At 37.2% G+C, this 24,675-nt stretch carries 17 protein-coding genes; 12 read left to right on the plus strand and 5 right to left on the minus strand.

Translation table 11 applies throughout. From position 1 onward, the window contains the following. Nucleotides 1-758 precede the first annotated feature (758 nt). The 5 genes from CYL18_RS06160 (at nucleotide 759) to CYL18_RS19235 (ending at nucleotide 6,832) form a co-directional block, all read left to right on the plus strand. Entirely contained in the window at nucleotides 759-2,243 is a 1,485-nt protein-coding gene (locus tag CYL18_RS06160) for a YifB family Mg chelatase-like AAA ATPase (RefSeq protein ID WP_236636275.1), read from the plus strand. Beyond that, nucleotides 2,243-2,761 (plus strand): transposase, encoded by a 519-nt coding sequence (locus CYL18_RS06165; RefSeq protein WP_104848737.1) that lies wholly within the window; start codon nucleotides 2,243-2,245, stop codon nucleotides 2,759-2,761. The genes CYL18_RS06160 and CYL18_RS06165 overlap by 1 nt, the downstream gene beginning before the upstream one ends. A gap of 426 nt (nucleotides 2,762-3,187) precedes the next feature. Next, complete coding sequence (locus CYL18_RS06170) at nucleotides 3,188-4,228, plus strand: SDR family NAD(P)-dependent oxidoreductase (protein WP_104848608.1); 1,041 nt, start codon at nucleotides 3,188-3,190, stop codon at nucleotides 4,226-4,228. Between the two features lie 670 nt (nucleotides 4,229-4,898). Further along, nucleotides 4,899-6,611 (plus strand): immunoglobulin-like domain-containing protein, encoded by a 1,713-nt coding sequence (locus CYL18_RS06180; protein ID WP_407984522.1) that lies wholly within the window; start codon nucleotides 4,899-4,901, stop codon nucleotides 6,609-6,611. Nucleotides 6,612-6,676: 65 nt separating this feature from the next. Beyond that, nucleotides 6,677-6,832, plus strand: a complete 156-nt coding sequence (locus tag CYL18_RS19235; RefSeq protein ID WP_161497088.1) for a hypothetical protein — start codon at nucleotides 6,677-6,679, stop codon at nucleotides 6,830-6,832. A 14-nt stretch (nucleotides 6,833-6,846) separates the two neighbouring features. On the opposite strand, the gene CYL18_RS19685 is transcribed toward CYL18_RS19235, so the two are convergent. Continuing rightward, complete coding sequence (locus tag CYL18_RS19685; protein WP_104848610.1) at nucleotides 6,847-7,011, minus strand: IS3 family transposase; 165 nt, start codon at nucleotides 7,009-7,011, stop codon at nucleotides 6,847-6,849. Nucleotides 7,012-7,190: 179 nt separating this feature from the next. Here CYL18_RS19685 and CYL18_RS06190 point away from each other — a divergent pair, with 179 nt between their 5' ends. Next, complete coding sequence (locus CYL18_RS06190) at nucleotides 7,191-7,478, plus strand: hypothetical protein (protein WP_104848611.1); 288 nt, start codon at nucleotides 7,191-7,193, stop codon at nucleotides 7,476-7,478. Here the strand turns inward: CYL18_RS06190 and CYL18_RS19690 are convergent. Continuing rightward, the gene (locus CYL18_RS19690) at nucleotides 7,455-7,754 is read right to left on the minus strand and encodes an ATP-binding protein (protein ID WP_407984519.1); all 300 of its coding nucleotides are present in this window, start codon (nucleotides 7,752-7,754) and stop codon (nucleotides 7,455-7,457) included. The genes CYL18_RS06190 and CYL18_RS19690 overlap by 24 nt on opposite strands. On the opposite strand from CYL18_RS19690, the gene CYL18_RS19480 reads away from it, so the two are divergent. Together CYL18_RS19480 and CYL18_RS06200 are read left to right on the plus strand one after the other, a co-directional pair. Then, nucleotides 7,729-7,935: a hypothetical protein gene (locus CYL18_RS19480; protein WP_236636294.1), complete on the plus strand. Its 207-nt coding sequence runs from the start codon at nucleotides 7,729-7,731 to the stop codon at nucleotides 7,933-7,935. The genes CYL18_RS19690 and CYL18_RS19480 overlap by 26 nt on opposite strands. A gap of 69 nt (nucleotides 7,936-8,004) precedes the next feature. Further along, on the plus strand, nucleotides 8,005-8,262 hold the full coding sequence (locus CYL18_RS06200) for a Rossmann-fold NAD(P)-binding domain-containing protein (RefSeq protein ID WP_104848613.1): 258 nt from the start codon (nucleotides 8,005-8,007) through the stop codon (nucleotides 8,260-8,262). Nucleotides 8,263-8,512: 250 nt separating this feature from the next. Here CYL18_RS06200 and CYL18_RS06205 read toward each other — a convergent pair whose 3' ends face one another. Then, nucleotides 8,513-10,522, minus strand: a complete 2,010-nt coding sequence (locus tag CYL18_RS06205) for a CDP-glycerol glycerophosphotransferase family protein (RefSeq protein ID WP_104848614.1) — start codon at nucleotides 10,520-10,522, stop codon at nucleotides 8,513-8,515. Nucleotides 10,523-11,082: 560 nt separating this feature from the next. Between CYL18_RS06205 and galE the strand changes: the two genes are divergently transcribed. Next, the gene (gene galE / locus CYL18_RS06210) at nucleotides 11,083-12,072 is read left to right on the plus strand and encodes a UDP-glucose 4-epimerase GalE (protein WP_104848615.1); all 990 of its coding nucleotides are present in this window, start codon (nucleotides 11,083-11,085) and stop codon (nucleotides 12,070-12,072) included. Nucleotides 12,073-13,961: 1,889 nt separating this feature from the next. Here galE and CYL18_RS06215 read toward each other — a convergent pair. Then, entirely contained in the window at nucleotides 13,962-18,758 is a 4,797-nt protein-coding gene (locus CYL18_RS06215; RefSeq protein ID WP_146102820.1) for a bifunctional glycosyltransferase/CDP-glycerol:glycerophosphate glycerophosphotransferase, read from the minus strand. 420 nt (nucleotides 18,759-19,178) lie between these two features. Here CYL18_RS06215 and CYL18_RS06220 point away from each other — a divergent pair, with 420 nt between their 5' ends. Then, complete coding sequence (locus CYL18_RS06220) at nucleotides 19,179-20,537, plus strand: DUF6270 domain-containing protein (RefSeq protein WP_104848617.1); 1,359 nt, start codon at nucleotides 19,179-19,181, stop codon at nucleotides 20,535-20,537. A 297-nt stretch (nucleotides 20,538-20,834) separates the two neighbouring features. On the opposite strand, the gene tagU is transcribed toward CYL18_RS06220, so the two are convergent. After that, nucleotides 20,835-21,773, minus strand: coding sequence for a polyisoprenyl-teichoic acid--peptidoglycan teichoic acid transferase TagU (gene tagU / locus CYL18_RS06225; protein ID WP_104848618.1), 939 nt, complete (start codon nucleotides 21,771-21,773; stop codon nucleotides 20,835-20,837). Between the two features lie 367 nt (nucleotides 21,774-22,140). Between tagU and CYL18_RS06230 the strand changes: the two genes are divergently transcribed. Both CYL18_RS06230 and CYL18_RS06235 read left to right on the plus strand, forming a co-directional pair. After that, entirely contained in the window at nucleotides 22,141-22,947 is an 807-nt protein-coding gene (locus CYL18_RS06230) for an ABC transporter permease (protein WP_104848619.1), read from the plus strand. Nucleotides 22,948-22,963: 16 nt separating this feature from the next. After that, nucleotides 22,964-24,583: an ABC transporter ATP-binding protein gene (locus tag CYL18_RS06235; protein WP_104848620.1), complete on the plus strand. Its 1,620-nt coding sequence runs from the start codon at nucleotides 22,964-22,966 to the stop codon at nucleotides 24,581-24,583. Nucleotides 24,584-24,675: the final 92 nt, after the last annotated feature.

A 24,675-nucleotide genomic window follows, 5' to 3' on the forward strand; every position in this document is an offset into this window, starting at 1 on the left:
TCACTCCCCCGTTTAACAGAATGCTGTACGGCGGGGGGCAGGCTTCTTATGTGAGTAGCCTTTTTTCTTTTTAGGTCTAAATATCTTTGGATTTTTAAAATTATTTTGGTATTTATGCTAAATTTATCTATTTGGTAGATTCTTTTTTTATTTTACAATGTCTTCAAACTTTTTTCTTCTACTTTGTTTCCTCTATTATTATCTATGAAATTACATCATTCTTTCATTTCTTCAGTAATAAAATTTAATAACTTGGAGTTTTTATGTGACGGTTAAGATATCTAGTGTTGATCTTAAGGGTTTAAGGGTGTAAACGATAAACTAGACTCAACAGTTTTCCACAAATAAGGATAAACAGAAAACAACAAATAAGATTCAACAGTTTACCTAAAGAAAAGGTGCCTGTCACCACCCGATTTTTCTTGTTTCACGGGTTGTTCCACAGTTGGGGTGGTAGGCATTTTTGACTGAAGGCTCCTTTTGTGTATGGGGCCTTTTTTTCTTTTGGAGAAAATAATCGGGACTTTTGAAGGGGTTTGCGTAGTTTGTCGAATGATTATCTTTAGTAGCTCCCTCGGTCCTTGGTTTTCATTTTCTCGTATCTTTAATTTACTTCTTCTATTTTGTTTCCTCTATTATTACCTACAATGTAAAACAATCTTCCATTCCATTTAGTTTAAAATTTAATAAGCTTGGAGGTTTTTTTAGTGACGGTTAAGGTATCCAGTATTGGTCTTAAGGGGCTTTAGGGATATCGAGTGCAGGTGGAGGTTCGGATCTCGCCTGGAACGGAGTCGATAATTATTGTGGGTTTGCCGGATGCATCGGTGAAAGAGTCTCGTGAGCGGGTGATTGCGGCATTGAGTCATTTTAGCGCTGATGTGACGGACCAGAAGGTGGTCGTTAATTTATCTCCCTCCGAGCAGAAGAAACATGGTCCCCTGTTTGATTTAGCCATTGGGATTGCTGCATTAAAGGAACTCGATGTGATCAAGTGCGAGATTCCAGAGGATACAGCTTTTATTGGTGCTTTGTCACTTGATGGATCGGTAGTAAAAGCAGATGGGCTGTTGCCGGCTCTTATTTCGGCTAAGAAGCTTGGGATCAAGCAAATCTATTTCCCTCATGATCCTCTTATCCCGGTTCATATGTTGGAAGGGCAAGAGTGCGTGGTTGTTCAGCATATTGAGGAGGTTGTCAACCACCTTGGAGGTCAGGGCAGTCTTTCGCTTCAACCAGCCTTGTTACAAGCTGAGTCGCTTCATCTGAATGTTGCCCCTTACCCAAAAGACTTCTGTCATGTGATTGGTCATGAGTATGCTAAGCGAGCGCTGGAGATTGCAGCTGCGGGGGAACATAATGTGTTAATGAGCGGCCCTCCGGGATGTGGGAAAAGCCTGCTTGCTGAAACCTTTCCATCCATTCTTCCGCCATTGACCAATAAAGCGCAGCTGGAGGTGATGAGTCTCTATCAATTAGCGGGAGAGAAACGAGAACAACACCTTCATGTCCCTTTTCGCCACCCGCATCATTCAGCATCTGCTGTTGCGATTATTGGGGGTGGTTCCACGCCAAGGCCGGGGGAAATTTCGCTTGCCCACCGAGGTGTTTTGTTTCTTGATGAAATGGCTGAGTTTACAAAAAAGACGTTAGATATGCTGCGACAGCCTTTTGAACGAGGGACCGTAACCGTTAGCAGGGTTCATTCTACTGTTACCTATCCTTCCTCGTTTCTATTAATTGGTGCCATGAATCCATGTCCATGCGGATATTTAGGCTCCAATCATCACTACTGCTCGTGCTCAGAAAAACAAATTCTTTCTTATCGCAATCGTTTATCTGGACCTATTTATGACAGAATGGATATATTGCTCTCTTTACAGTCTATTAATTTCGATCAGCCAGTAAAGTGGCAGGAAACCTCTGATGATATTCGTGCCAGGGTAGAGAAGGCACGAAGCATCCAGTATGATCGTTATCAGACAGAAGTATCTAATGCGAAGGTTCCGCTGGAATGGCTGACAGACAGGAGCCCTCTTACAATGGAACAGCAGCAGATGTTAACGAAGATAACGGCAAAGCAAAATTGGAGCAATCGTGTTCAAGTCAAAATCATTCGCCTTGCGAGAACCATCTCAGATTTAGCCGGAGAAAAGGAGATTACGGATGGGGCTCTTTGGGAGGCTTTTCGTTTAAGACGTTGGAGCATTCAAAAACAACAGAGCATTGCAAGGCAAACTTAATGGGAAGGGCAAAACGCAATTTTATTCCTAACCGTTATTACCATGTTGTTTGCCGGGGAAACCGTCGAGATCCCCTCTTTCGAAGTGCGGCTGATTTTGAAGCCTTTATTCATATTCTCGAACAACTTTGTGAAAAGTATCCTTTTGAAATGGCGTCTTATTGCTTTGTGACAAACCATTACCATCTACAAATATGCAGCAAGGATACACCGCTTTCAAAGCTCATGGCACTTATTAATAAGCGCTATGCCAACTACTATAATACCAAATACCGTCTTAACGGGCATGTCTTTGAGAAACGATTTTATGACAAACTGATTGAGGATAAAGAAGGAATGTTAGAGGTTAGCAGGTATATCCATCTAAATCCAGTTGTCGCGAAAATGGTTAAGCAGCCTGAACATTATCCATGGAGTAGCTATATGTCCTATTATTATCCCCATTCTGTTCCTCTAAGGTTTCTTAATATAGGAGCAGTGCTTCATTATTATGAGGGGACGGAGAGAGACAATCAATAACCTTTAAGGTTTCAGAAATGGACTTTTTCTTATTAAGAACCAGTCAAATTAGTACAGTCTACATCCCTTTTAGTATTTTCCTCTGTATCATGATGGTTTTATACCCCTTTACAATAGCAGCAACATCCTCCTCGCCAATGTATACAATTTCCCAAATGTGTATCAGAAGAAATGGAATTCCTTAAGAGCATCATCTCTCCAGTGCGGCCTGATTTGATGCTGGAGTTTTGATGAAATTGTTCACAGTGGAGTCAGTTAGAAGGTTCTTTGATAAGAAATAGGCTGGAAATTGATTAGTGTGTCTATAGAGTTCGCCGGACCGAATTTCTATAATATAGCAGAGATAAAGCAGACCAGTGTAGGTGATTATTTGGACTGGTCTGGAAAAGTCTGCTTAATGAGTTCGTGCGAAGGAGCTAGTGGAGAATGACCTACAAAAAGCCAAATCCTAATAAGACCTACTTGATTACCGGTGCGGCTGGGTTCATCGGGTACTATTTGTCTCGTAATCTATTGGAAAAAGGATGCCGTGTTGTTGGCATCGATAATATGAATGACTATTATGATGTCCGGTTGAAGGAAAAGCGCCTTGAGCTGCTATCTGATTATGATGAGTTTACCTTCTTGAAGGTGGATATTTCAGATAAACAGGCATTGGATGAGGTCTTTGAAAAGTATCAGCCTGAGATAGTTGTCAATTTGGCTGCGCAGGCAGGGGTTCGGTACAGCATCACCAATCCAGATGCCTATATCCATTCGAATCTGATTGGTTTTTACAATATTCTCGAGTGCTGCCGTCATTCTTATGATGAAGGGAATACCGCGGTTGAGCATTTATTGTATGCCTCTAGCAGCTCGGTCTATGGGGCGAATAGGAAGACGCCATATTCGGTTGAGGATAAGACAGATGATCCGGTTTCCTTATATGCCGCGACAAAGAAGAGCAATGAATTATTGGCGAGATCCTATTCCCATCTCTACAACATCCCAGCAACGGGCTTGCGCTTCTTTACTGTCTATGGTCCGATGGGCCGACCGGATATGGCCTATTATGGCTTCACGCAGAAAATCTTTGCCGGCGAGCCGATTAAGATCTTCAATCATGGCGACATGAAGCGGGACTTCACCTATGTGGATGATATCGTTGGTTCGATGGAGAGAATGCTGAATCAGCCGCCGCCAGCGGATGAGCATGGGGTGCCGCATAAGGTGTATAATATCGGGAACTCCCATCCGGAGCAATTGATGTATTTCATCGAGACGCTTGAGAAGGCGCTAAGTAAAGCGGCTGGTCGTGAGATTGTCGCGAAGAAGGAATTCCTTCCGATGCAGCCTGGGGATGTGTATGCAACCTTTGCAGATACAGAACCGCTTGAGAAGGCGTTTGGCTTTAAGCCGAGCACATCGATTGAGGATGGGCTGCAAAGGTTTGCGGATTGGTATTGTGAATATTATGATGTGAAGTGATTTAAGAGCGGGGGGCTTCTGGATAGGGGGCTTCCCGCTCTTTTTCTGTTGGGGGTTAAGGATTATTGTAATAAGAAGATTCTAGAGACGATTGGTTGGGCTCTGGAACATGATTTTGAGGAAGATCCGCGTGATACCTTGGATTGACGGAGGAGCATGCTGTTAACAACGGTGATAAAATCCCCAATATAAACGGTTTCAAAATTCCTTAATGATGTCATGAATTTAACCCTACTGTGTAAATCCCAGGCTTGCTCTCTTCCTTTATACTATATGAATCTCCTTTAAATCTGAAAGTAACAGGTAACCGCATGAGAGCAGTGATGTTATCATAGAACTCCAAAATTAAGATCATATATTGTAATAGATTTCAATATAAAAGAATTTCTGTTTGACCAGATTATTTAGATTATGGTGATATTTATATTTTTTCGTAATTATATTAAAATATCTTTATGTGTACATTTAATAATAGCAGTGATAAAGATGTCTTTCGATTGCTGTCAATAGAATCAGGGCATTGTCTATTATCAAAGAAAGGAAGTTATAAAAGTGCAAAAGAAAAGGTATTTTATTGTAGCTGGTTTAGCCTTAATTCTTAGTTTATTAGCCTCTAGTTTATTTTATCCCTAGCTTAGCTAATGCAGCAACAGATAAAGTTAAACCGACTATTTCATGTGCTACTAATTCGGTTGCTTATTTAAATCATTCATTTGACCCACGAAAAGGGGTTACTGCTAAAGATAACGTAGACGGTAACATAACGAGTATTATCAAAATATCAGGAAAAGTTAACACAAAGAAACTAGGTAAGTATACGCTAACTTATAAAGTAACGGATAGTGCTAAGAATACCTGTACGGTAAAGCGTGTTATTACTGTTAAAAAGGATACGACCAAACCAAAAATCACCGGAACTTCAAATAAAACGATATATATGGGTTATTCCTTTAATCCGAAAACTGGTGTGAAGGCTACGGATAATGCAGCTGGTAACCTCACATCCAAAATTAAAGTAAGCGGTAAGGTGAATACTAAGAAAGTTGGGAAGTACAAAATTACATATATTGTGACTGATAAGGCGAAAAATACTAGTAAGATCACTCGAACCATTACTGTAAAGAAGGATACAACCAAGCCCAATATTACAGGAGCTTTGAATAAAACGATATATATGGGTTATTCCTTCAATCCAAAAACTAGTGTGAAGGCTATAGACAATGTTGACGGGAATATAACTAGCAAAATAAAGGTTAGCGGAAAATTCAATGTGAATGAAGTCGGCATATATAAGCTCAAATATTCAGTAGTAGATAAGACGAAAAATAAGACAACAGTCACGCGTATTATTACCGTTAAAAAGGATACAGAAAAACCAAAAATTACTGGTGCTAGTAATAAGACTATTAATTATGGTGATTCCTTTAATCCCAAGAAGGGCGTGAAAGCTACAGATAACATAGATGGTACGATTACCAGTCTGATGAAAATTAAGGGTACTGTAAAAACAAAACAAGTAGGTACATACAAACTTACATACACAGTCAAAGACAAGACTGGAAACCAAACAATTGTAATCCGAAAGGTACATGTTGTCGATAAGGTCAGTCCAATTTTGACTGGTATTTCTGACCTTACCATATCTGCTGGAGGAACCTTCAACCCTTTAGCGGGTATAAAGGCGAATGATGCAGCAGATGGGAATTTAACTGCGAATATCAAGGTGGAGGGAAAGATAAATTTAAATAAGCCTGGTACTTATCACCTAACTTATACAGTCAGAGATAAGTCTGGAAACCTAACAACGGCTAATCGAAGAGTGAAAGTAGTAGATAGGACTGCTCCTGTAATTAGTGGAGCAGAAACTAAAATGCTTCAGATGTTTGACACTTTTGATCCGATGGAGGGGGTAAGAGCTACGGATAATTGCGATGGAGACTTAACCTCCAAAATAGAACTAGAGTTTGATGGTTTTGTTGATACAACGTCAGTAGGATCTTCTTGGGTATTAATATATACAGTAACAGACGAAGCTCAGAATACTGCTGTAATGGAGCGTTGGGTAGAGGTAACTCATAGGAAGGCTATAGTAGAGGGTCTAAAGGACGTGATAATTAGTTTGGGAGAAAGCTTTGATCCTTTTGAAGGTGTAAAGGCTACTGATAAAGCAACGGGAAAGGATATCCTATCTTATCTCGTAGTAGATAGTGAGGTCTATAGAAAAATAATAGAAGATAATAAAGCAGGTACCTATTCGCTTGAATACTGGTTGAGAGACGACAAAGGATATTCAGATAGATTCACCCGTAAAGTGACAGTGGTTGACAATGGTCTGCCGAAAGGTAAAGAGAGAAGGGCTATAAAGTCCACGGTCTCATCGTAAGAAGGAGCACGATTTAGCGGCTTACGAATGGTGTCTATAATGTCAGTTCAGGGGTTTCTAGGAAGGTGGCGGAAATTCTGCAGCAGCTGATTGGTTTGTCCTCTGCATTTATTGAGGTCGTTATCAACCCGGTTAAATATCGGTCAAGTGATACTGCTCCCTGTCAAGTAGACAGTGTAAATAATAAAAATGCATTAGGCGGCTTGAGTCCTGTATTCTAAAGGGCTCAAGCCGTTTAATTTTCTTGGTAACGTTCAGTATTGTAGAACTGTATATACTGATCAACAACGTGCTGTAATGCTTCATAAGACTCGTATTTATGTAAATAATACTTCTCTACTTTTAACGTCCCCCATAATGCTGTAGACGTCAAGTGATTATTGCATCCAAAATGAGCCACTAGTGCGTTAAATTAAGCCACCGATTGCGGAGTATAGAGCCACTCGGTGCAGGAAGATTGAGCCACTCACATAAACATGAATGAACCTCCTGTATAATGAAGAGGCATGCGAATAAGCATGACACTTTGAGACAGGAGGTTTTTTGTGATTAATTGCCGAAAAATTCCGGAATTACACTTTGGCGGCATTAGTCAAAGAACGATTAGTTCAAGCACTGAAATACCGTTTCAGAAGTGATCCAGCGCATGAAGCCCGAAAAATCCCTTATGCTTATCGAACGTTCGCAGAGAAATATGGGCACTACGCGAAGAAATTTAAACTGACCATGCCCCTTCGAAGAAAGCCTGGGGAGATTATGGAGGTTGACTGGGCTGGCTCTACACTAGCTATCCAAGATCGATCAACTGGTGAAGAACTACCCGCATACGTATTTATAGCTGCATTACCTTACAGTCAAATGATTTGATTTATGTAGAAGCTTTTTTGGGAAGTATCTCATCTCATCTAAAATCAGAACATTAAAGTTTGATAGTTTGTTTACCAAACGACCAGTTGTTCCACGAGAATTTGCTTTTTTACACGTTGTAATGAAATCATCACAACGTGTATAGTAAGCTGAATATCCTTGGATTAAAGCTTCTAATGCTAGATCGATTGCGAGGTGTGCTTTCTCTACTCCAGGTGGACCAAGGAGTAAGATATTATCCCCATTCTCGATGAACCTACAGGTATACTCTGTCAAAGAGGTTATTGATGTAGCAAGGAAGGTAACGAAGCATCCAATTCTTGCTGATGTGAAAGAGAGAAGAGCGGGAGATCCGGCTGTTTTAATCGCTTCATCAGAGAAAGCGCAGACTGTTTTAGGGTGGAAACCACAGTTTGATTCTTCAGAAAAAAATCACGGATGCCTGGAATTGGCATAAGAACAATCCAAAGGGATATTTATCTAAATAATTGTTGTTTAGATAAATGGGTATGGGAAACCACATACATTGAATAACACCGAGAGCTCCACCCCGGAGCAATTGATGTATTTCATCGAGACGCTTGAGAAGGCGCTGAGCAAGACGACAGGCCGCGAGATTGTCGCGAAGAAGGAATTCCTTCCGATGCAGCCTGGGGATGTGTATGCAACCTTTGCGGATACAGAACCGCTTGAGAAAGCGTTTGGGTTCAAGCCGAGCACCTCGATTGAGGATGGGCTGCAAAGGTTCGCAGATTGGTATTGTGAGTATTATGATGTGAAGTGATATAAAGAGCGGGAAGCTACTAATAGGGGCTTTCCGCTTTTTTATGTTGAGTTTGAAATTATAGCCTAATGAAGGGTACATTGTAACTAAGTTCTCATCTGCATAGCAATTATTTACTCTTGCTTATCTATGGTATTTAGATGACACTTCAACATGTGGTAAGAATCCAAAAATACTAGATGAATTGAAAAAGCTGTTATATACAAGTACTTCATTACGAAGACCGATATAACAGCTTTATTATTATATATTATTGAAATTGATTAGGACTAGGGTTATCTGAATTGAACGTTTGAGAATCCGGATTATTTAATTTAGCAGTGCTGTCTTTCAATATGTAATATTTTATATAATCATATGTGTTTTTTGTGTTAGTCCCTGAAGTCTCACTTACTAAAATATTATATTGGTTTACATATTTTATTGGTTGGCTAATAGAATAATTTTTTTCGATGAATGTATGGAGATGATTAAATTCATAAACAATATCCCCAAACGCAATCTCTTCTTGGAGTATATTTTTACTTCCATATTGAGACTCAGCCAGTTCTTTATCTTGCCAATAAAGAATGATGTTACTTCCGCCTGCGAAAGCATAATAGATAATTGATGAGTAGTCTGAAATAACAACTTTACTATTTATAAGAGCTTCTTTAATATCCCCGTCATAAAGATGCTTTGATAAGTCCTTATATATATCAGGGAACTGTTCTTCTAAGATAATCCTTGATTTAGGATGCAATATAATGTTTACTTTCTTATCGGAATAAAAGTGATGAGTCTGAATTAATTTTAAAAATGATAAATATCTATCAATATAACTTCCTTCTTCAATTTTGCCTGTAATATCCCAAGGTCTCCAAGTGAGCAGGAATGTGATTTCTTTTTTTGTATTGTTTTTTTCTTTTACATATAAATCAAGATTTGGTAATCCAGTAACCATTAATTCATTTGCATGGTATTCTGTGTTCTGAATAAATAAATCCCTTTCATATTTAGAATTAACTAAGAGATAGTCTGGAGTGATTGGGACCTTTTTATTGAAGTATCCTCTTTCGAAGATATTGGTACATAGGCAAACGCCATGCTGCAACATAATCTTCTTGTTACAAGCGAGAATTTTCCTTTTTATTAAACTATCATTATCATATAGTCTTCTTTGAATATGTGATACTAGATCGGAGGATTGGAAGCTTCTTGCTAAGAAAATGTAGTAAAAAGCGCGGAAGCTATTTTTTGCGACGAGATTATTTCCGTAAATATTTTTTAGCTCCTGAAACTTATGATAGTCTCTATCTAGGATATACACGGCATTTTTATTATTCTCGAAAGCATATTTAAACAATTCAAATCCGGATTCCGAGGCTCCTTGTGAGAATTTTTCGAAATAAATATCATAGACTTCTTTATTTTTTGAGAGCTTGCTCATGAAATAGGCAGCTTTCTCTACAAGGTTTATCCATTTGCTCATAAGGCTCGTTATAACAATGACATATTGACCGGTGATTGATTTACGTATAAATAATTCATTATTCGTTTTTCTCACCCGAGTTGATCTTGTGCTGAAGATATAGTGCTTCTTATTGTATATATGCTTAGAATCGGATTTTAAAGGGTACCAAAAGCTCATGTTGCCTTGTGTAAGCTGTATGAAGACAGGGACATTAATCTCACTGTTTTTGATATACCCTTCATAGATATTTTTCGCTGGGGTTATACACCAGTATGTATGGGCAAGGAGAGATAGCTTATTGGTACTTAGGGCAAACTTTTCTCTAATTTTTTTTGGGAACAGGAAGTGGATTTTTTTTGATATGCTTTTATCATACCCAAAAGATAGATGCGCATCTTCATAAGTGTAGTTTCTGACCCTTAATACTCCGAGAAAGAAAATCGTAGAAAACAATATAAATGTAATGCTCCGGACAAATGGGGTCTTTTCAGCTTTTTCTATTATTTGTTGTGTGTCACCATATTTAGGTCTTTTAATTCTTACATATGATAACTTTTGGTTCGTATCTACATATAGAACAATATTTTCGTGGGTATTATTATGTTTATATGATAAAGTTTGGACAATTGTCATCGGCTTATATTGAGTTAATATAATTCTTTCATTAGTGTTTTTTTTGTAAACATTATACTTGGTATTAAACTTCTTCCTAGCAATGAGTGATTTAGTTCCGTTAAAGCTGTAATACTCATCTGATAGGTAAGGTACATTACCCTTTATTAATCCAAAGGAAATATTTGTACTCATTCTTCATGATCATCCTTCTTTTTTATACTTTGCTGAAATCCATAAATATTAAATATACACACTATAAAAAATTAAATCATAATTTTTTACCAATTTCAACGGAAGGTATTAAGTGGCAATGCTCATTCCTAGGGAATGAGGAGATTTGAAATGCAAACTTAGAGAAGGTGCCTGTCACCACCCGAATTTTCTTGTTTCATGGAATGTTCCATGAGGCTGGAAAGAATGTTTGAGTGAAAGGCTACTTCTAGATAAGGGGGATGTGAAGTGATGAAGACCGGGAAGCTCCTGGATAGGGGGCTTCCCGCTCTGCCTGCATGATTCGGTTTTCTTAGGTAAAATCCCTGTTCCCGAAAGGCTGAAGGAGCACATATTGTACGAAGGCCTTCTGTATATTTTCAAAAGCAAGAGTTCTATCAAAAAGATTTTAAAGGTATTAAGCTAGTGGCATTGAGTAAAATTTATGAGTACCAATAGTCTCCTGGCATACGAAATGATATAATTTCTTAGACCGTTGTTTAATTATAATAGAAGAAAAAATAATACAAGCAGGTGATAGAATGTCAATCCTCATTACAGGTGGAGCTGGCTATATTGGCTCTCATACGGTAAAGCATTTTTTGGATCAGAATGAAGACGTTGTTGTAGTCGATAATTTACAAAGTGGCCATAGGGAAGCTGTTTCTGTCGAGCATTTTTATGAAATTGATCTTAGAGATAAAGCTGCGTTAGATAAGGTTTTTAAGGCTCACAATATTGAAGCGGTTATTCACTTTGCTGCTAACTCTCTAGTTGGCGAGAGCATGACTAAGCCGTATGAATACTATGATAATAATGTTTACGGCATGATGTGTTTATTGGATGTCATGAAAACGAATCAAGTAAACAAAATCGTCTTTTCCTCCACAGCAGCGACATATGGGGAGCCTAAGACAATTCCTATCATGGAAGACAATGAAACGAATCCTACGAATACCTATGGCGAGACGAAGCTTGCTATGGAGAAAATGATGAAATGGTTTGACCAAGGCTATGATGTGAAATTCGTCTCTTTAAGATACTTCAATGCTGCTGGCGCCCATCAGAGTGGAGAAATCGGGGAGATGCATGATCCTGAAACCCATCTCATTCCATTGGTATTACAGGTGCCGCTTGGCCAAAGAGACAAGGTATACATGTTTGGGGATGACTACCCAACAGAGGATGGAACATGTATCCGTGATTACATTCATGTAATGGACTTAGCATCTGCGCACTACCTGGCATTAGAGTATCTAAGAAAAGGGAATCCTAGCGATATCTTCAACCTCGGAAATGGGAATGGATACTCTGTTAAAGAGGTTATTGATATAGCAAGGAAGGTAACCGAGCATCCAATCCCTGCCGATGTGAAAGAGAGAAGAGCGGGAGATCCGGCTGTTCTAATCGCTTCATCAGAGAAAGCGCAAACTGTTCTAGGTTGGAAACCGCAGTTTGATTCCTTAGAGAAAATCATTTCGGATGCTTGGAATTGGCATAAGAACAATCCAGAAGGATATGTATCGAAATAATTGTGTGTGGCGCGAGTGCTGCGCTAATTGTAAAGGAAAACAACCGTTGAATGAACGACGGTTGTTTCTTTTTAATTTCTGCAACGTTAAGCAGATAGTTTTAATGTTTGGCATTGGCTTAGTTAATGTCGGCTGTTTGATTAATCAATTGATTGATTAATTAATGTATGATTGTTTCTTATTTCTTCATTCTCTTACTTCACTAAGTGCGTGATAACTTATTGGTAGAGGAGTATGCAAGGAGAAACGGCTGTAGAGATATGAATGAAAAATAGGCTATCCCACCCGCGTAAAGAGGTGATGGATAGCCATCTTTTATAATATTTAATGAATGATTACATGGAATAAAGTAAGAATTGAAGTCCCAATACCAATCCTATTGCCAATATAATTAGGGAAACATATAAGATATTACGTTTGATTTTTCTTTTTTTATACATTTCCTCAGGAGTTTGGTACATAGCCATAATAATTTCCTCCCTAGTAACAGCAGACTTAAGTTTGATAGTTATAAATATGCCATTATATATATTCAATTTTAATAATAGTAGAAATAGTATAGATAAATAAAGGGTAATTACTAACATTTTTCCAAATGATAGCAAATTATGTTTTAATTTGTAAATGTTTCGTCAGATTTATTCATTATGTATAAAAAGTCGCTTTCTATCTTCTATAAAACGATTCCTCCATATTTCGTAGTTTCGCCCTACCTCCATCTAGTGATAAAAGTTTATGAGTGGAGGTGTATGTGAACGGGGTGAAAAGATTCGATAAACGGAGCTGAGCGATTGGATTTTCATATCAGGCAAGAGTGCCCTGTACTTTCGGATGATAGAGAAGCTCATATTCTTAGGAAGGCTTTTATCCCTATTTGATAGAAAGAACGGAGTCTCATGAATATTTCCTGTTGTTCGCGTTGCTCCGTTTCATTGTTCTGCATATCCTCAGAAGTCTAGTACAAATTTATCAAATTTCCTTTTAACACTATAACTTTTTGTCATGGTTCACATACTTAAGGGCTGGTTTATTTTCCTTGTTAGGAATATTGATTATGCTTTTTGAACTATCTTTCTTAATGATAATAAAAAAGGATGAAAATATGATAGGTATAAAGGCTTATTTTATTTTAAAATTATAATCTTTTGATGAGGTATAAACTTTTCACTGTTGTTTTTACCAATGAATGGCAAATGTTTTACCACTGAATGACAGACAAATTATCAGCACTAATTAAAGTCATGACTCGGGGACTCAGCAATTCTTGAGCCGCCGCTATAAGTATACCTGACGAGACGTGAACTTTATTTGGAGAGATGGGCTTGATAGCCTTGTAGGCTAGGCAAGCTTTAAGATTGCTGTTTTTTTGGCTAGGAATTCATGACCGCAGAGATCCATGTAAAGTGACAAACAGCTACCGACTAACAATCTCTAGTAGGAATAACAGTGAACAGAATAGATAAGAACATTCTTTTTAGATAGTGGTAAATAGAATGGAAGTGGTGGTAAAAACAGCTGGCTGAAATCATGAAGTAATTTTTAGAAGAACAGGAATGGATATTGGGGTCATTCATACCTTGGATGCAAAGTATAAATAAAGAGTGCCGTTCAAGCCCATACGGATGTAGAGGCAGAGCATTGCAATTTACGTGATTCTCTGAATTGATGTATATTACCTACTTGTATACAAGTGGATTTAGGGAAAATTGGATATTCATTAGACTAATCAGCTTGTAATCTAGAGTGTCACTTTTAATTTTTCATTTGATGTATATTTTGCCATAGAAAAACTGCATCTCCGATTGTTAAACGTGTGTCTAACAATTGGAGTGCAGTTCATCTTTTACTCTAACTTTTCGGTGCACTCAATGATTTAGCTTACTAGATAATTAAATTGCCTTCTTATGATTTAACATTTTTTCGACTACTAGCTGTGTAGCATTCCCATTATCAAATTGGCAGAACTTGTTTCTAAACTGTTTGAATTTGATTTCATATTCTGCCTGTACTTTATCTAAATTTTTAATTGCATCAATAATTTCTTCGGTATCTCTTAAAAGCGGTCCTGGAGCTTCTTCTTCAAAATCGATATATAATCCGCGAAGATTATCTCGATAAGCTTCTAAGTCGTATGTGAAGAAAAGAATTGGTCGATTTAAATTAGCGTAATCAAACATAACAGATGAATAATCTGTTATCAATAGATCAGCAAGCAGGTAGAGTTCCTGAATGTCATTATGGCTCGATAAATCATAAACGAACCCTTTATACTTATTGACATTAATTGAACTAGAAATAAAATAGTGGAGCCTTAATAATACAACGTATTCATCACCTAAGGCTTCTTGCATTTTATCTAGATTCAATTCAAGCTGGAATCCTTTCTTGACTCTCCAAGTTGGGGCATACATAACGATTTTCTTGTCTAATGGAATATGAAATTTATTCTTAATGGCCATTATTTCTTCATCAGACCAATTCCGTTTTAACATATCATTACGTGGGAAACCAAATTCGAGTAATTGACGATCAAATTTAAACGCCCTCTTAGAAATATCTGATACGTAGCTGCTTGGAGAAACTAGATAATCCCAGCGGTTGCATCTATTTAAGAATTTCTCTAATTTTTCCTTCGTATCCGTTTCCCCTGGAACATCTAAGCCCATAGTTTTTAATGGAGTCCCATGCAAAGTTTGGACTTCAACTGCTCCACGTCTCTTTTCATATACATCAGGGAAGTTTGCATTGTTGATGAAGTATTTGGCTCTTGCCAAATAGTAATAATATTTAATAGAGTTAATGCGTACTTTTTTTGCATTCCCATCAACATGAATGTTTTCATTTTTGAAGAACCATACATATTGATAATCCTTGTATTCTTTACTCATATATTGATATAAGGCACGCGGATTACAGCTGTAAGATTTTCCCCAATAACTTTCAAAGATGACTGTCTTTTTAGACATTGGAAGAAGTCTGAATAATGGATAGAGTACTTTCTGGATAACTTCTTGCCTTCTTGGTCCACGTTCAATTTTGTTCCAATGAAGTAGAACTTTAAAACTGAAATTCCCCTTATCAGTTATATAAGGAGTTATACTCAATCCAGAGATTACCTTGCTCTTATTTAGCGATGATAAGGATTTCCTTACCTCCACCCTGTTTCTTGAAATTTTTTGGGCGTCCCCTTTTTTGCCATCTAGGGTTATAAATAAATCCCATCTGCCAGGTTCTAAGATAGCGACTCCTCCGCTTAGTATATCAAGTTCACAGCTGATAACGTGATATTCCCCATCAGACTCTTGGTTTAAGATAGACAGATTATGTTTTGTGCCGCTGCCTCTTGATACTAGATAAACAGTTTGCTGATTGATCTTATCAAACTCATTCATCATACTCTTGTGCATCCGGATTTCCAGCAATAATCTTCCATTGTCAAATAAACATGATTTTACATAAGGAGCGACTTTTTTAAACTTTATATTCATATTGCCCGCAGGATTCATGTTGATTTGAGTTTCTGATGAGCCAACAATCAATGTCGGCATATTTTTCGCTTTTGACATTAATGTCAGCGGGTAGCGTTTCCTGCCGTGGAACATATAAGCTGACCAATCTTTGGATGAATTATGAAGGTTCAAATCTTTTAATGAAATTTCCGCACTAAATCCATTCTTCATCCTATTAGTAAAGATTTGTTTTTCCTCTTCAGCTTTAATTGCCATGGGATGAATCGGATAAGATTTACTTATATTTCTAGCCCAATCAATCATTACAACCTTTGATTCTTCAACTGGAAGCTCAGTCCACCCATTTATAAGAAGCTTATTAGTGCTTTGTGTAATTGTATTAATGATGGAGAACACATCGCTTGTTTCGATTACGAGGTCCCAAGCGGCATTATATTTCGGGAATATTCTCTGTGCGCTTGTCACTCCCATGCCCGGTCTCGGCTTTTTGCCAGCAATTGGACCGCCAACTCTGAATGTACGAGAGATTGTGCCTACCTTCAAAGTTAACCAGACTTCCTGTCTACCTTCGCCAAAATCAGCAATTTCAGGATTATCAAAATCAATCGTAATATTGAATCCAGACCAATGGTAATTATATAGCCGTTTTAATGGGATTGCTGAATTAATATCAATGCCCTTCTTATGTGTAACATCAGGCCTTTTAATATTTTCTATCTTCAGAGCAACCTTTTTACCTGACTCAGGATTATGAATGTATGCGTCCATCTCAACAGAAGATTTCCGTTTCATATCTATCTTATCAATATAAGCATACCCAGAAATAATTAGCTTATTGTGTCTCCAGCGTAATTGGTCAATCTGTCTTTGTACTTGAAGTTCATCAGTTACATCGAAAATGCTTTTAGGGAGTTTTTCCATAAATGGATAATTCCCATAATATCGGTCTCGATCCCTGAATATTTTTGTTTTACGTAGTTCCTCCTTTTGGAAACGGAGAACTTCTAGTAGCTGTTCGAGATTCTTTTCTTTAATTAAGTGGTACTTCAAGCGGTCGATTGCATTTAACCGTTCTAACGCTGTAGGGTCGACCTTCCCTAGATAATCAGAGACTGACTGAATAAATATTTGTTTATATTCCTCATCAACTTCATCGAGTGAATTTAAATAAAGCAGGATATCAACATTTAAAACCTTATAATCCTTTTCTATTTTTAACTCTTTGTCAATTTCTTGCCCCTTGAAGAAACTGTCCACCATTTTCACAACAGCTAAGCGGTCTGTAAAGTTTTTTAGCTGATCACGTTGCTGGGTAATTGATTTGCTCGCACCGTCCCTGGCTCTCCAGTAATATATAACCTCTGACAATATATCTGTAGACTTTGATAAGAAATGGGCAGGGATTGTCACAGGAATATCTTCGTATAGAATTCCTTCTGGAAAAGCAAATTGATGCTCATCCCAGAAGCTTTTCTTGTAAAGCTTATTCCATGCTGTTGTATCGTACATTAATTCTTGATTTTTAGTAATGTGAGTCCCGATGATTGTTTCTTTAAATACCTTTCTGTGTAAGCCGGATGCAAATTCTCTTGTAGAATTAAAACGTCTGACATTACCAATGACTATATCTGAACCAGAATTTTCAGCGGAATTAAGCAATAATTCATAAGCTTTATCTGCTATATAATCATCAGAGTCCATGAAAATAATATAATCCCCTGACGCATAAGAAACACCATAATTTCTGGCATGCCCTAATCCGCCATTTTCTTTGTAAATAGCTATGAAGTTATGATAAGTGTTACTATATTCAGCCATAATATCTCGGCTGCCATCTAAAGAACCATCATCAACCATAATTACTTCAAAGTCCTTCATTGATTGAGCTACTAAGGATTCCAAGCATTCTTCTAGATATTCTTCGACATTATAGACAGGTAAAATCACACTGATTTTAGGGTTTAATCGTCTAATAGTAGAATGACTAACTGTAAGCTTGCTTGTTCCATTTGGGTTCTTTCTTATAGCAAACTTTAAATAGCTGCTTTCAGTTGTGCCAGGCTTGTTTAGCCCATAAAGTAAAGGTGTTAATACAAAATCGTCTAGGTTGGAATGAATTTTCAAGTAGATTGACCATTCTCCGATATTTAAAGGAACCTGATTCTTTTGATTCTGCAAATCAATAACAGCATGTATTAATGAGAAATCTCCACTTGCTTCCTGAGCAAATACATCAAATTCTAGCATTTTATTAGAGGAGTGATGCTTTAAGACTAGGGAAGATACTTTCTTCACTTCGGAAGATGGGTAACGAACACCTATGTCTGCCTGCGTTTCACGCCAGCTTATCTCTGATAGTACAGGGACATGTATGTTCGACTGACCAATTGTAAGTCCGCCGTTTTCTTTGTTCATAATTACTATTTCTGCGCCATTAATTTCCTCTATAAAAAAGCTGTCTTTATCATAGAATAATGGTACTTTTCCATCTGGACCACTTAAGTAACAAGACAGTTCATTGCTGGCGTTAAGTTTATCTAGCATATCTGGGCTAATGGATAGGCGAAGCTTACTGAACTCAGCTTCAGAATTCTCATTAATCTCGATTGGCAGCATGTATTCAGTATGGTCATTTTGGAGAATGACCTCTTCATATCTATTTGTTCCAGATATCCAACCGGTCAATTGAATATCTCCTGCTAGGTAATTTACATCTTCGATAGCTGCGCGAATAGGTAAAATTGCAATAATAAAGTCTGACTCTTCATTGACATCCGCGTTTATGACAGATCGATTCATGAATTGACGTGGGATAAAAGACAATGAATCAACAATTGGGCTTCCAACTAAAAATTTCTCAATTATTTTTCCGTTTTTTCTATACTCTATTCCTACAGCATATGAGCCCTCTAGGAAATCTAATTTTTGAAATTCATCAAAATCAATTGATATTGAATACCCAGACCAATCAAAATCTCCTTCTTCTCCATATACAAAGGAAATATCGGTACGTTTTATACTCTTTAGACTAATAGAACTTGTTTTTTCTCCAGTATGAGTGTTGATAAGAAAAGCATACTTTTCAATAGTATCCTTCCTGTCCATGTTGGAGTCATTCAGATAAGCATATCCTTCAATCACCAATGTATGCTCATTCCACTCTAGTCTTTCTATTGCTCTGGTTATATTTCTATTCTTTACTTTCCAATCTTTCACCAATAGAACACCTCTACTATTTATAATTATCTGATAGCCTAGAAAATCAACCAGCTAGTGATTCAACTATATTAAATATTATGATAGAGAATAATTAGTGCATGTATCGTTAGATACGGTACAAAATACCTAACATATTATATCACAGTAATTGCAAACAGACACTTGCATTATTTAATTCCTAAGATAATACTTAGATAATTTTTTTCACAATTGATATGTAGAGAAAATAATTTTAAAATAAACATACAGAATTCACATATTATTGGACCGGACATATGAAATCAACCAGCTATGTACATAAAAAGCGAAGTTGAAATTTTTCTAACTAACAAAAAGTAATGGAAATTTAAGTCATTTTTTAGGAATGAACGTTCTTAATTTATTGATACAAGCCAATTTGGTTAAGGGGATGAATACATGACTGTTAAGATTGCTACACTAGGATGCTGCGCAACGAGGGATAACTTTAATTCTCAAATAGTAGCAAAATATAAAGATTATTATTCAATTATTACTCATCAGAATCAAATGTCTATGATATCCCTTGCTGCTGAACCGATTTCGTTCAATCGCTCTTTAATTGACAAGATAAGCCCATTTGATCAGCAGCACTTTGAGACAGAACTTAGTAAGAGCTTTCTCGATTCAATGGTAATCAATCAACCTGATTATCTTATCCTTGATTTTTACGGGGATGTCTATTATGGAGCAAGGGAAATAGAAAATAGTTATATCACTAATAAACGATGGCTATTTTCAAAAACCTCTTTATATAAAGATTTGCAGGAAGGGAATAACCTCTCTATCTTTAATGATCCAGATAGCTATCTTAATCTTTGGAAAGAAGGTATCAGATTCCTTTTTGATTTTTTGGAAAATTACGTTCCGGGTTGTAGAGTAATTCTAAATTGTGCTCGTTTTACAGACAAATATATAGATTCTGAATCTGGGGAACAAAAATTAGTCTCAAAAACTGAGGGTCAACATTCCATTGATATAGCCCTTTATAATAAGTGGTGGGATGTACTTGATAAGTATGTGATTGATCATTATAAGGTCAGATACATTGATTTTAGCAATAAAACATATTTTGCAGATCAAAAGCATTTATGGGGTTTATTTTATCTTCATTTCGAGAATCAATTTTATCAAGATTTTACACATCAATTAGTGTCCATAATTATGGCTGACTTAAAAGAGCAAAATGATGCACTAAAATCACAGAACTCAAAAATACAACAAGCAGCTGGAGAAAGAAACTTAGTATACAATGCTAGCTTCCGGAGAGGTAGTCACCATTGGTCCTATTGGCATAAAGATTTTGATATCCTATTGTCCAAGAATGTTCAAGATTCGCCTGTTCTAACCATTTCGAAGGAGAATGAGTCTAAAGATTTATATAGGCAGTTATGGTCAAATGCTATTGAAATTAATGCGGATGGTGTAAAAGAATTCACACTATCATTTGATATCAAGACAGACAATGCATCTGCTATTGACAGTCATGGTTTTATATTTTCTATAAGAACATTCAACAAGCCTGACGAGCATTCCCAATCAGCCGCAAAATGGTTCAAAAACATCCGAATAACTGATATAAAAGGGATTCAGGATGGGGAATGGACAAGCTATTCAATCACGATAAAACCATTTACTGGAAAGTATATGAAGGTTGGTCCATATTTAATGAGGAACGGAACCGTATATTGGAGAAATATTTCGTTAAAAGTTGGAAAAATCACAGCTAATTCTTTGAGCTGCCCAAAAGTTTTTTAACCTAGCTTATTAGTTTTTGGAGGACTGAAACTAATGAGGTGTACTGTACTCCCAATTGTTAGATTTACTCTGGTAATCGGAGGTGCAGCATTTTTATTGAGGATTATATTTCTCAGCATCTCTAGCAACATCTTAACTTGTACTAGCAAGAATATAACCATGATGTATTCCTTGCCTGTTTGTATGTATATAATGGTCGCAGACAGACATACGGGCTCGGAGAGTGAGTATTATTTCCTTTACTTTTGAAAAATAATATGAAAAAGAAGCCATGAACATGGCTTCTTTTTTAAGTGTTTATTCCGCAATCTGCAAATGCTTCTTAAGAGTATTCTGCAACTCAGATCTATACTCATCCGATACTGCATAATAATAGATTCCATCAATCCTCGTACCGCTGCCTTCTACCTGGATTTGCTCCAATGACTTGGCAGCTTCTTTATAATTCTGTTGAATGGAAACCATTTGTGAGAAGCTGATGTCTGTTTTGACATTCTCACCTAATGCATCAAAGATATCGTCATAATTTCTGAGTGTGGATAGGCTCGCTCCCTCTTTAATGACAGCCTGAATAATTTGTCGTTGGCGTTTCTGACGACCGAAGTCACCCTGTGGGTCTTGCTTCCTCATTCGAGAATAGGCTAAAGCCTCTTTTCCGCTGAGCTCAATCGTTCCCTTCGCGAAGTGGAATCCGTCATAGGAGAAGTCTAAATCGTTCACAACTGTTACGCCGCCAACTGCATCGACAATATCCGCAAATCCTTCCATATTTACCTTTACATAGTAATCAATCGGGATGTCTAGAAAGTTTTCGACGGTGTCAATGGCCATTTCTGCACCGCCAAATGCAAAGGCGTGATTGATTTTGTCCATTGTACCTCGTCCTACGATTTCAGTTCTCGTGTCCCTTGGTATACTGACCATTTTAATGGATTCCAGAATTGGGTTGACCGTCAATACAATCATTGTATCGGAACGACCTGAATTACCGCTTTTTGCATCAACTCCTAGCAGGAGGACGGAAAAAGGTGTTTTCTTCTTTAGGCTTACTTTCTCGGTCCGTTTACTGGAAACTTCTCGATTTGTCTCCTCATGCATATTGCTTACTGCATCGTTAAAGGAGTTATAAACCATAAACGTATAGACGCCAGCGGCAAGTAGTAATATGCCTAAGGTAATAAGGGTTACCTTCACCCAGGTGCGTTTCTTCTTTGTTTTTTTCTTTTCTGCTCTCATATAGCAACCCCTGATTTTCTGAATTTTTTTCCTATAGTTATTATATATGATTTATCTAGTAGATAAAATATGTGTTTTCTTGTCAGGCTGCCAAGTTTTTTGACTTAAAGAGTATAAATTGTAAGAAAGGCTGATGGTGAATTATGATAGGATATTTGATAAAATATATAATTGTGGTGAATCATGTATATTTTTCAGCTAGGATATATGTAGAAGCGGATTACATAGTATGAGGAAATTCATGGCTAGGAAATAAGAGTTATTCCTGGCTTACTTATTTTTGATTAAAATAGCAATCGTACTACTAATCTAGAATACTGAAGAATTGTGCATATCCATAAATTTTCTGTTGAGGATGTTAGATGTTATGAAGGAAAGCTTCAAGATTCTTCGAGAGCAAGTGAGTTCATTGCCTTTGATCTTTCGTTTGGCGATTTATGATATGAAATCGCAATACCAGATTCATTATTTGGGGATTCTGTGGCAATGGCTGAATCCTCTGATTCAAGTGTTTGCGTATTGGTTTGTATTCGGTATGGGGTTAAAGCAGGGAGCAAATGTTGAAGGCGGATATCCATTCATTATCTGGATGCTGGCGGGTATTATCCCCTGGTTCTTTATCAGCCCGACCTTGCTTGAGGGAGCAAGCAGTATCTACAAGCGGATTAATCTTGTTGCAAAGATGAACTTCCCTGTCAGTGCCTTGCCTACCGTAGCGATTGTTTCAAATTTATTTACCTATTTCATCATGATAATCATTTATATTATCGTTCTTCTCTTAAATGGTTATTACCCAACCCTTTATTGGCTACAGTATTTCTATTATCTATTCTGTATGGTGGCATTCATGTTCTCGCTTAGCTTATTTAATTCGACCATCAGCATTATCGTTCGCGATTATCAGCAAATGCTTCAAGCCATTACACGACTATTGTTCTTCCTGACGCCTATCTTTTGGACTATGGATCACTTGGAAGGACCTATTGGCACGTTGGTTAAGCTTAATCCTTTCTATTATATTATTGATGGCTTCCGCAATACATTTCTTTATGACACATGGTTCTTTAACGATGTGAAATACGGTTTGTATTTTTGGCTGCTAACCTTATTGCTGTTGACGATTGGATCCATGATGCATATGAAATTTAGAGATCGCTTTGTTGATTTTCTATAACAGATAGGAGAGAACAATGAGTAGTAAGGTATCATTTAAAAATGTATCAAAGAAATATTATTTAACGAAGACGAAAGCCGATAAATTGAAGAGCATGATTTCTTCCCGCTTTGACAAGGGTGGGTTCTATGCGGTCCGCAATGTATCTTTCGAGGTGAATGAAGGGGAGACCATTGGCTTTGTCGGTATCAATGGCTCTGGAAAATCGACATTGTCTAATTTACTGGCAAAGATCATTCCACCGACAAAGGGTACAATCAAGATGAATGGCCAACCGTCCTTGATTGCAATTGCAGCTGGTTTGAATAACGCCCTTACAGGGAAAGACAATATATATTTAAAGTGTTTAATGATGGGTCTTTCAACCAAAGAGATTGATGAGCTTTATGATTCAATCGTTGAGTTTGCCGATATTGGAGATTTTATCGACCAGCCGGTCAAAAGCTATTCCAGCGGAATGAAATCCCGTCTAGGCTTTGCCATCTCTGTCCATATTGAACCGGATATTTTGATTATTGATGAAGCTTTATCTGTCGGTGATCAAACCTTCTACCAAAAATGTGTAAACAAGATTACCGATTTCAAGAGACAGGGGAAAACAATTTTCTTTGTGAGTCATTCTATCGGTCAAATAGAAAAAATCTGTGATCGCGTCATTTGGATGCATTACGGTGAGTTAAAGATGTTTGATGAAACAAAGGTTGTCGTAAAGGAATATAAGGAATTTATTAACTGGTATAATGGCCTTTCTAAGAGTGAAAAAGAAGAGTATAACGCAAAGAATAAAGAAAAACGAAAACAGCCCCTTGCAATTGGTCAATCAAATAGTCAGCAAGGTATTAAGAGAAGTCAGAAACAGCGGAAAAAGAATAAAAAGAAGAAGAACTACTCTTTCATGCCAATCGTTATCATGTTTCTGCTAATGGTTGGAGTGGCTGGGACCATGTTCAGTGAGAAGCCTCTTCGTACAATTGCTTCATTTGGTCTTATTGGCAGTACTTCCGTTTCACAATCTGACAAAAGCGCTGAAGATTCCATATCTGAAGCTGTAGAGGTTAATGAAGATGGCTATATTATTAGTGATGGAGCAACGTTCTATTCTGATGAGGAGTTAACGGAAGCAGCAGGCTTACTTCCTTTTGGCATACCTATTACAATTACAGAGAAGAATGACAGCTATGTCTTCATTCAATCTGGTGGTGTATCAGGTTACATGAAGCTAAATGATATACAAGCAGCTGGCCGAAAGGTTGAACCAGCAGAGCTTACAATTGAGGAATTAAGCGGATATATCTCATCGAATGCTGCGAATTCATATGAGTTCCTTTTGTCTTTCCTTGGCTCGGATAAAGCCAGGATGCAAGAAGTAATGAATGGAATAGAAGAAATCGAGGCTGATGGGAAGAGAATGATGCATCTACCTTACGAGAATGTATATTATATCCTTGATGAACAAGATGTAGCTAAGGGAATTATTTTTAATCAATTTGGTTCTATTGACATGGAGAATTTGTCATTAGATGATAATGAAGTTATTCAGTCAGAAGACCAGTCCCAATATGCCTTTTATACAGATGAGGCGATGATCTCAATCAATAATGATGCAGGACAATTAACGTATTTGCGGATTGAATAGGATGTTTGAATTGAGCACTCTGCAAATGAGAGTGCTCAAGTTTTTTTTATAGATGTATTGATAGATATATTGGATAAGGTATAATAATAGAA

The organism is Pradoshia eiseniae (genome assembly GCF_002946355.1).
Lineage (GTDB): Bacteria > Bacillota > Bacilli > Bacillales > Pradoshiaceae > Pradoshia > Pradoshia eiseniae.

Bases quoted from the DNA above. Each gene is read 5' to 3' on its own strand.
- CYL18_RS06165 (WP_104848737.1), top strand. From the start codon at position 2,243: ATGGGAAGGGCAAAACGCAATTTTATTCCTAACCGTTATTACCATGTT.
- CYL18_RS06170 (WP_104848608.1), top strand. From the start codon at position 3,188: ATGACCTACAAAAAGCCAAATCCTAATAAGACCTACTTGATTACCGGT.
- CYL18_RS19480 (WP_236636294.1), top strand. From the start codon at position 7,729: ATGAACCTACAGGTATACTCTGTCAAAGAGGTTATTGATGTAGCAAGG.
- CYL18_RS06205 (WP_104848614.1), bottom strand. From the start codon at position 10,522: ATGAGTACAAATATTTCCTTTGGATTAATAAAGGGTAATGTACCTTAC.
- galE (WP_104848615.1), top strand. From the start codon at position 11,083: ATGTCAATCCTCATTACAGGTGGAGCTGGCTATATTGGCTCTCATACG.
- CYL18_RS06220 (WP_104848617.1), top strand. From the start codon at position 19,179: ATGACTGTTAAGATTGCTACACTAGGATGCTGCGCAACGAGGGATAAC.
- tagU (WP_104848618.1), bottom strand. From the start codon at position 21,773: ATGAGAGCAGAAAAGAAAAAAACAAAGAAGAAACGCACCTGGGTGAAG.
- CYL18_RS06230 (WP_104848619.1), top strand. From the start codon at position 22,141: ATGAAGGAAAGCTTCAAGATTCTTCGAGAGCAAGTGAGTTCATTGCCT.
- CYL18_RS06235 (WP_104848620.1), top strand. From the start codon at position 22,964: ATGAGTAGTAAGGTATCATTTAAAAATGTATCAAAGAAATATTATTTA.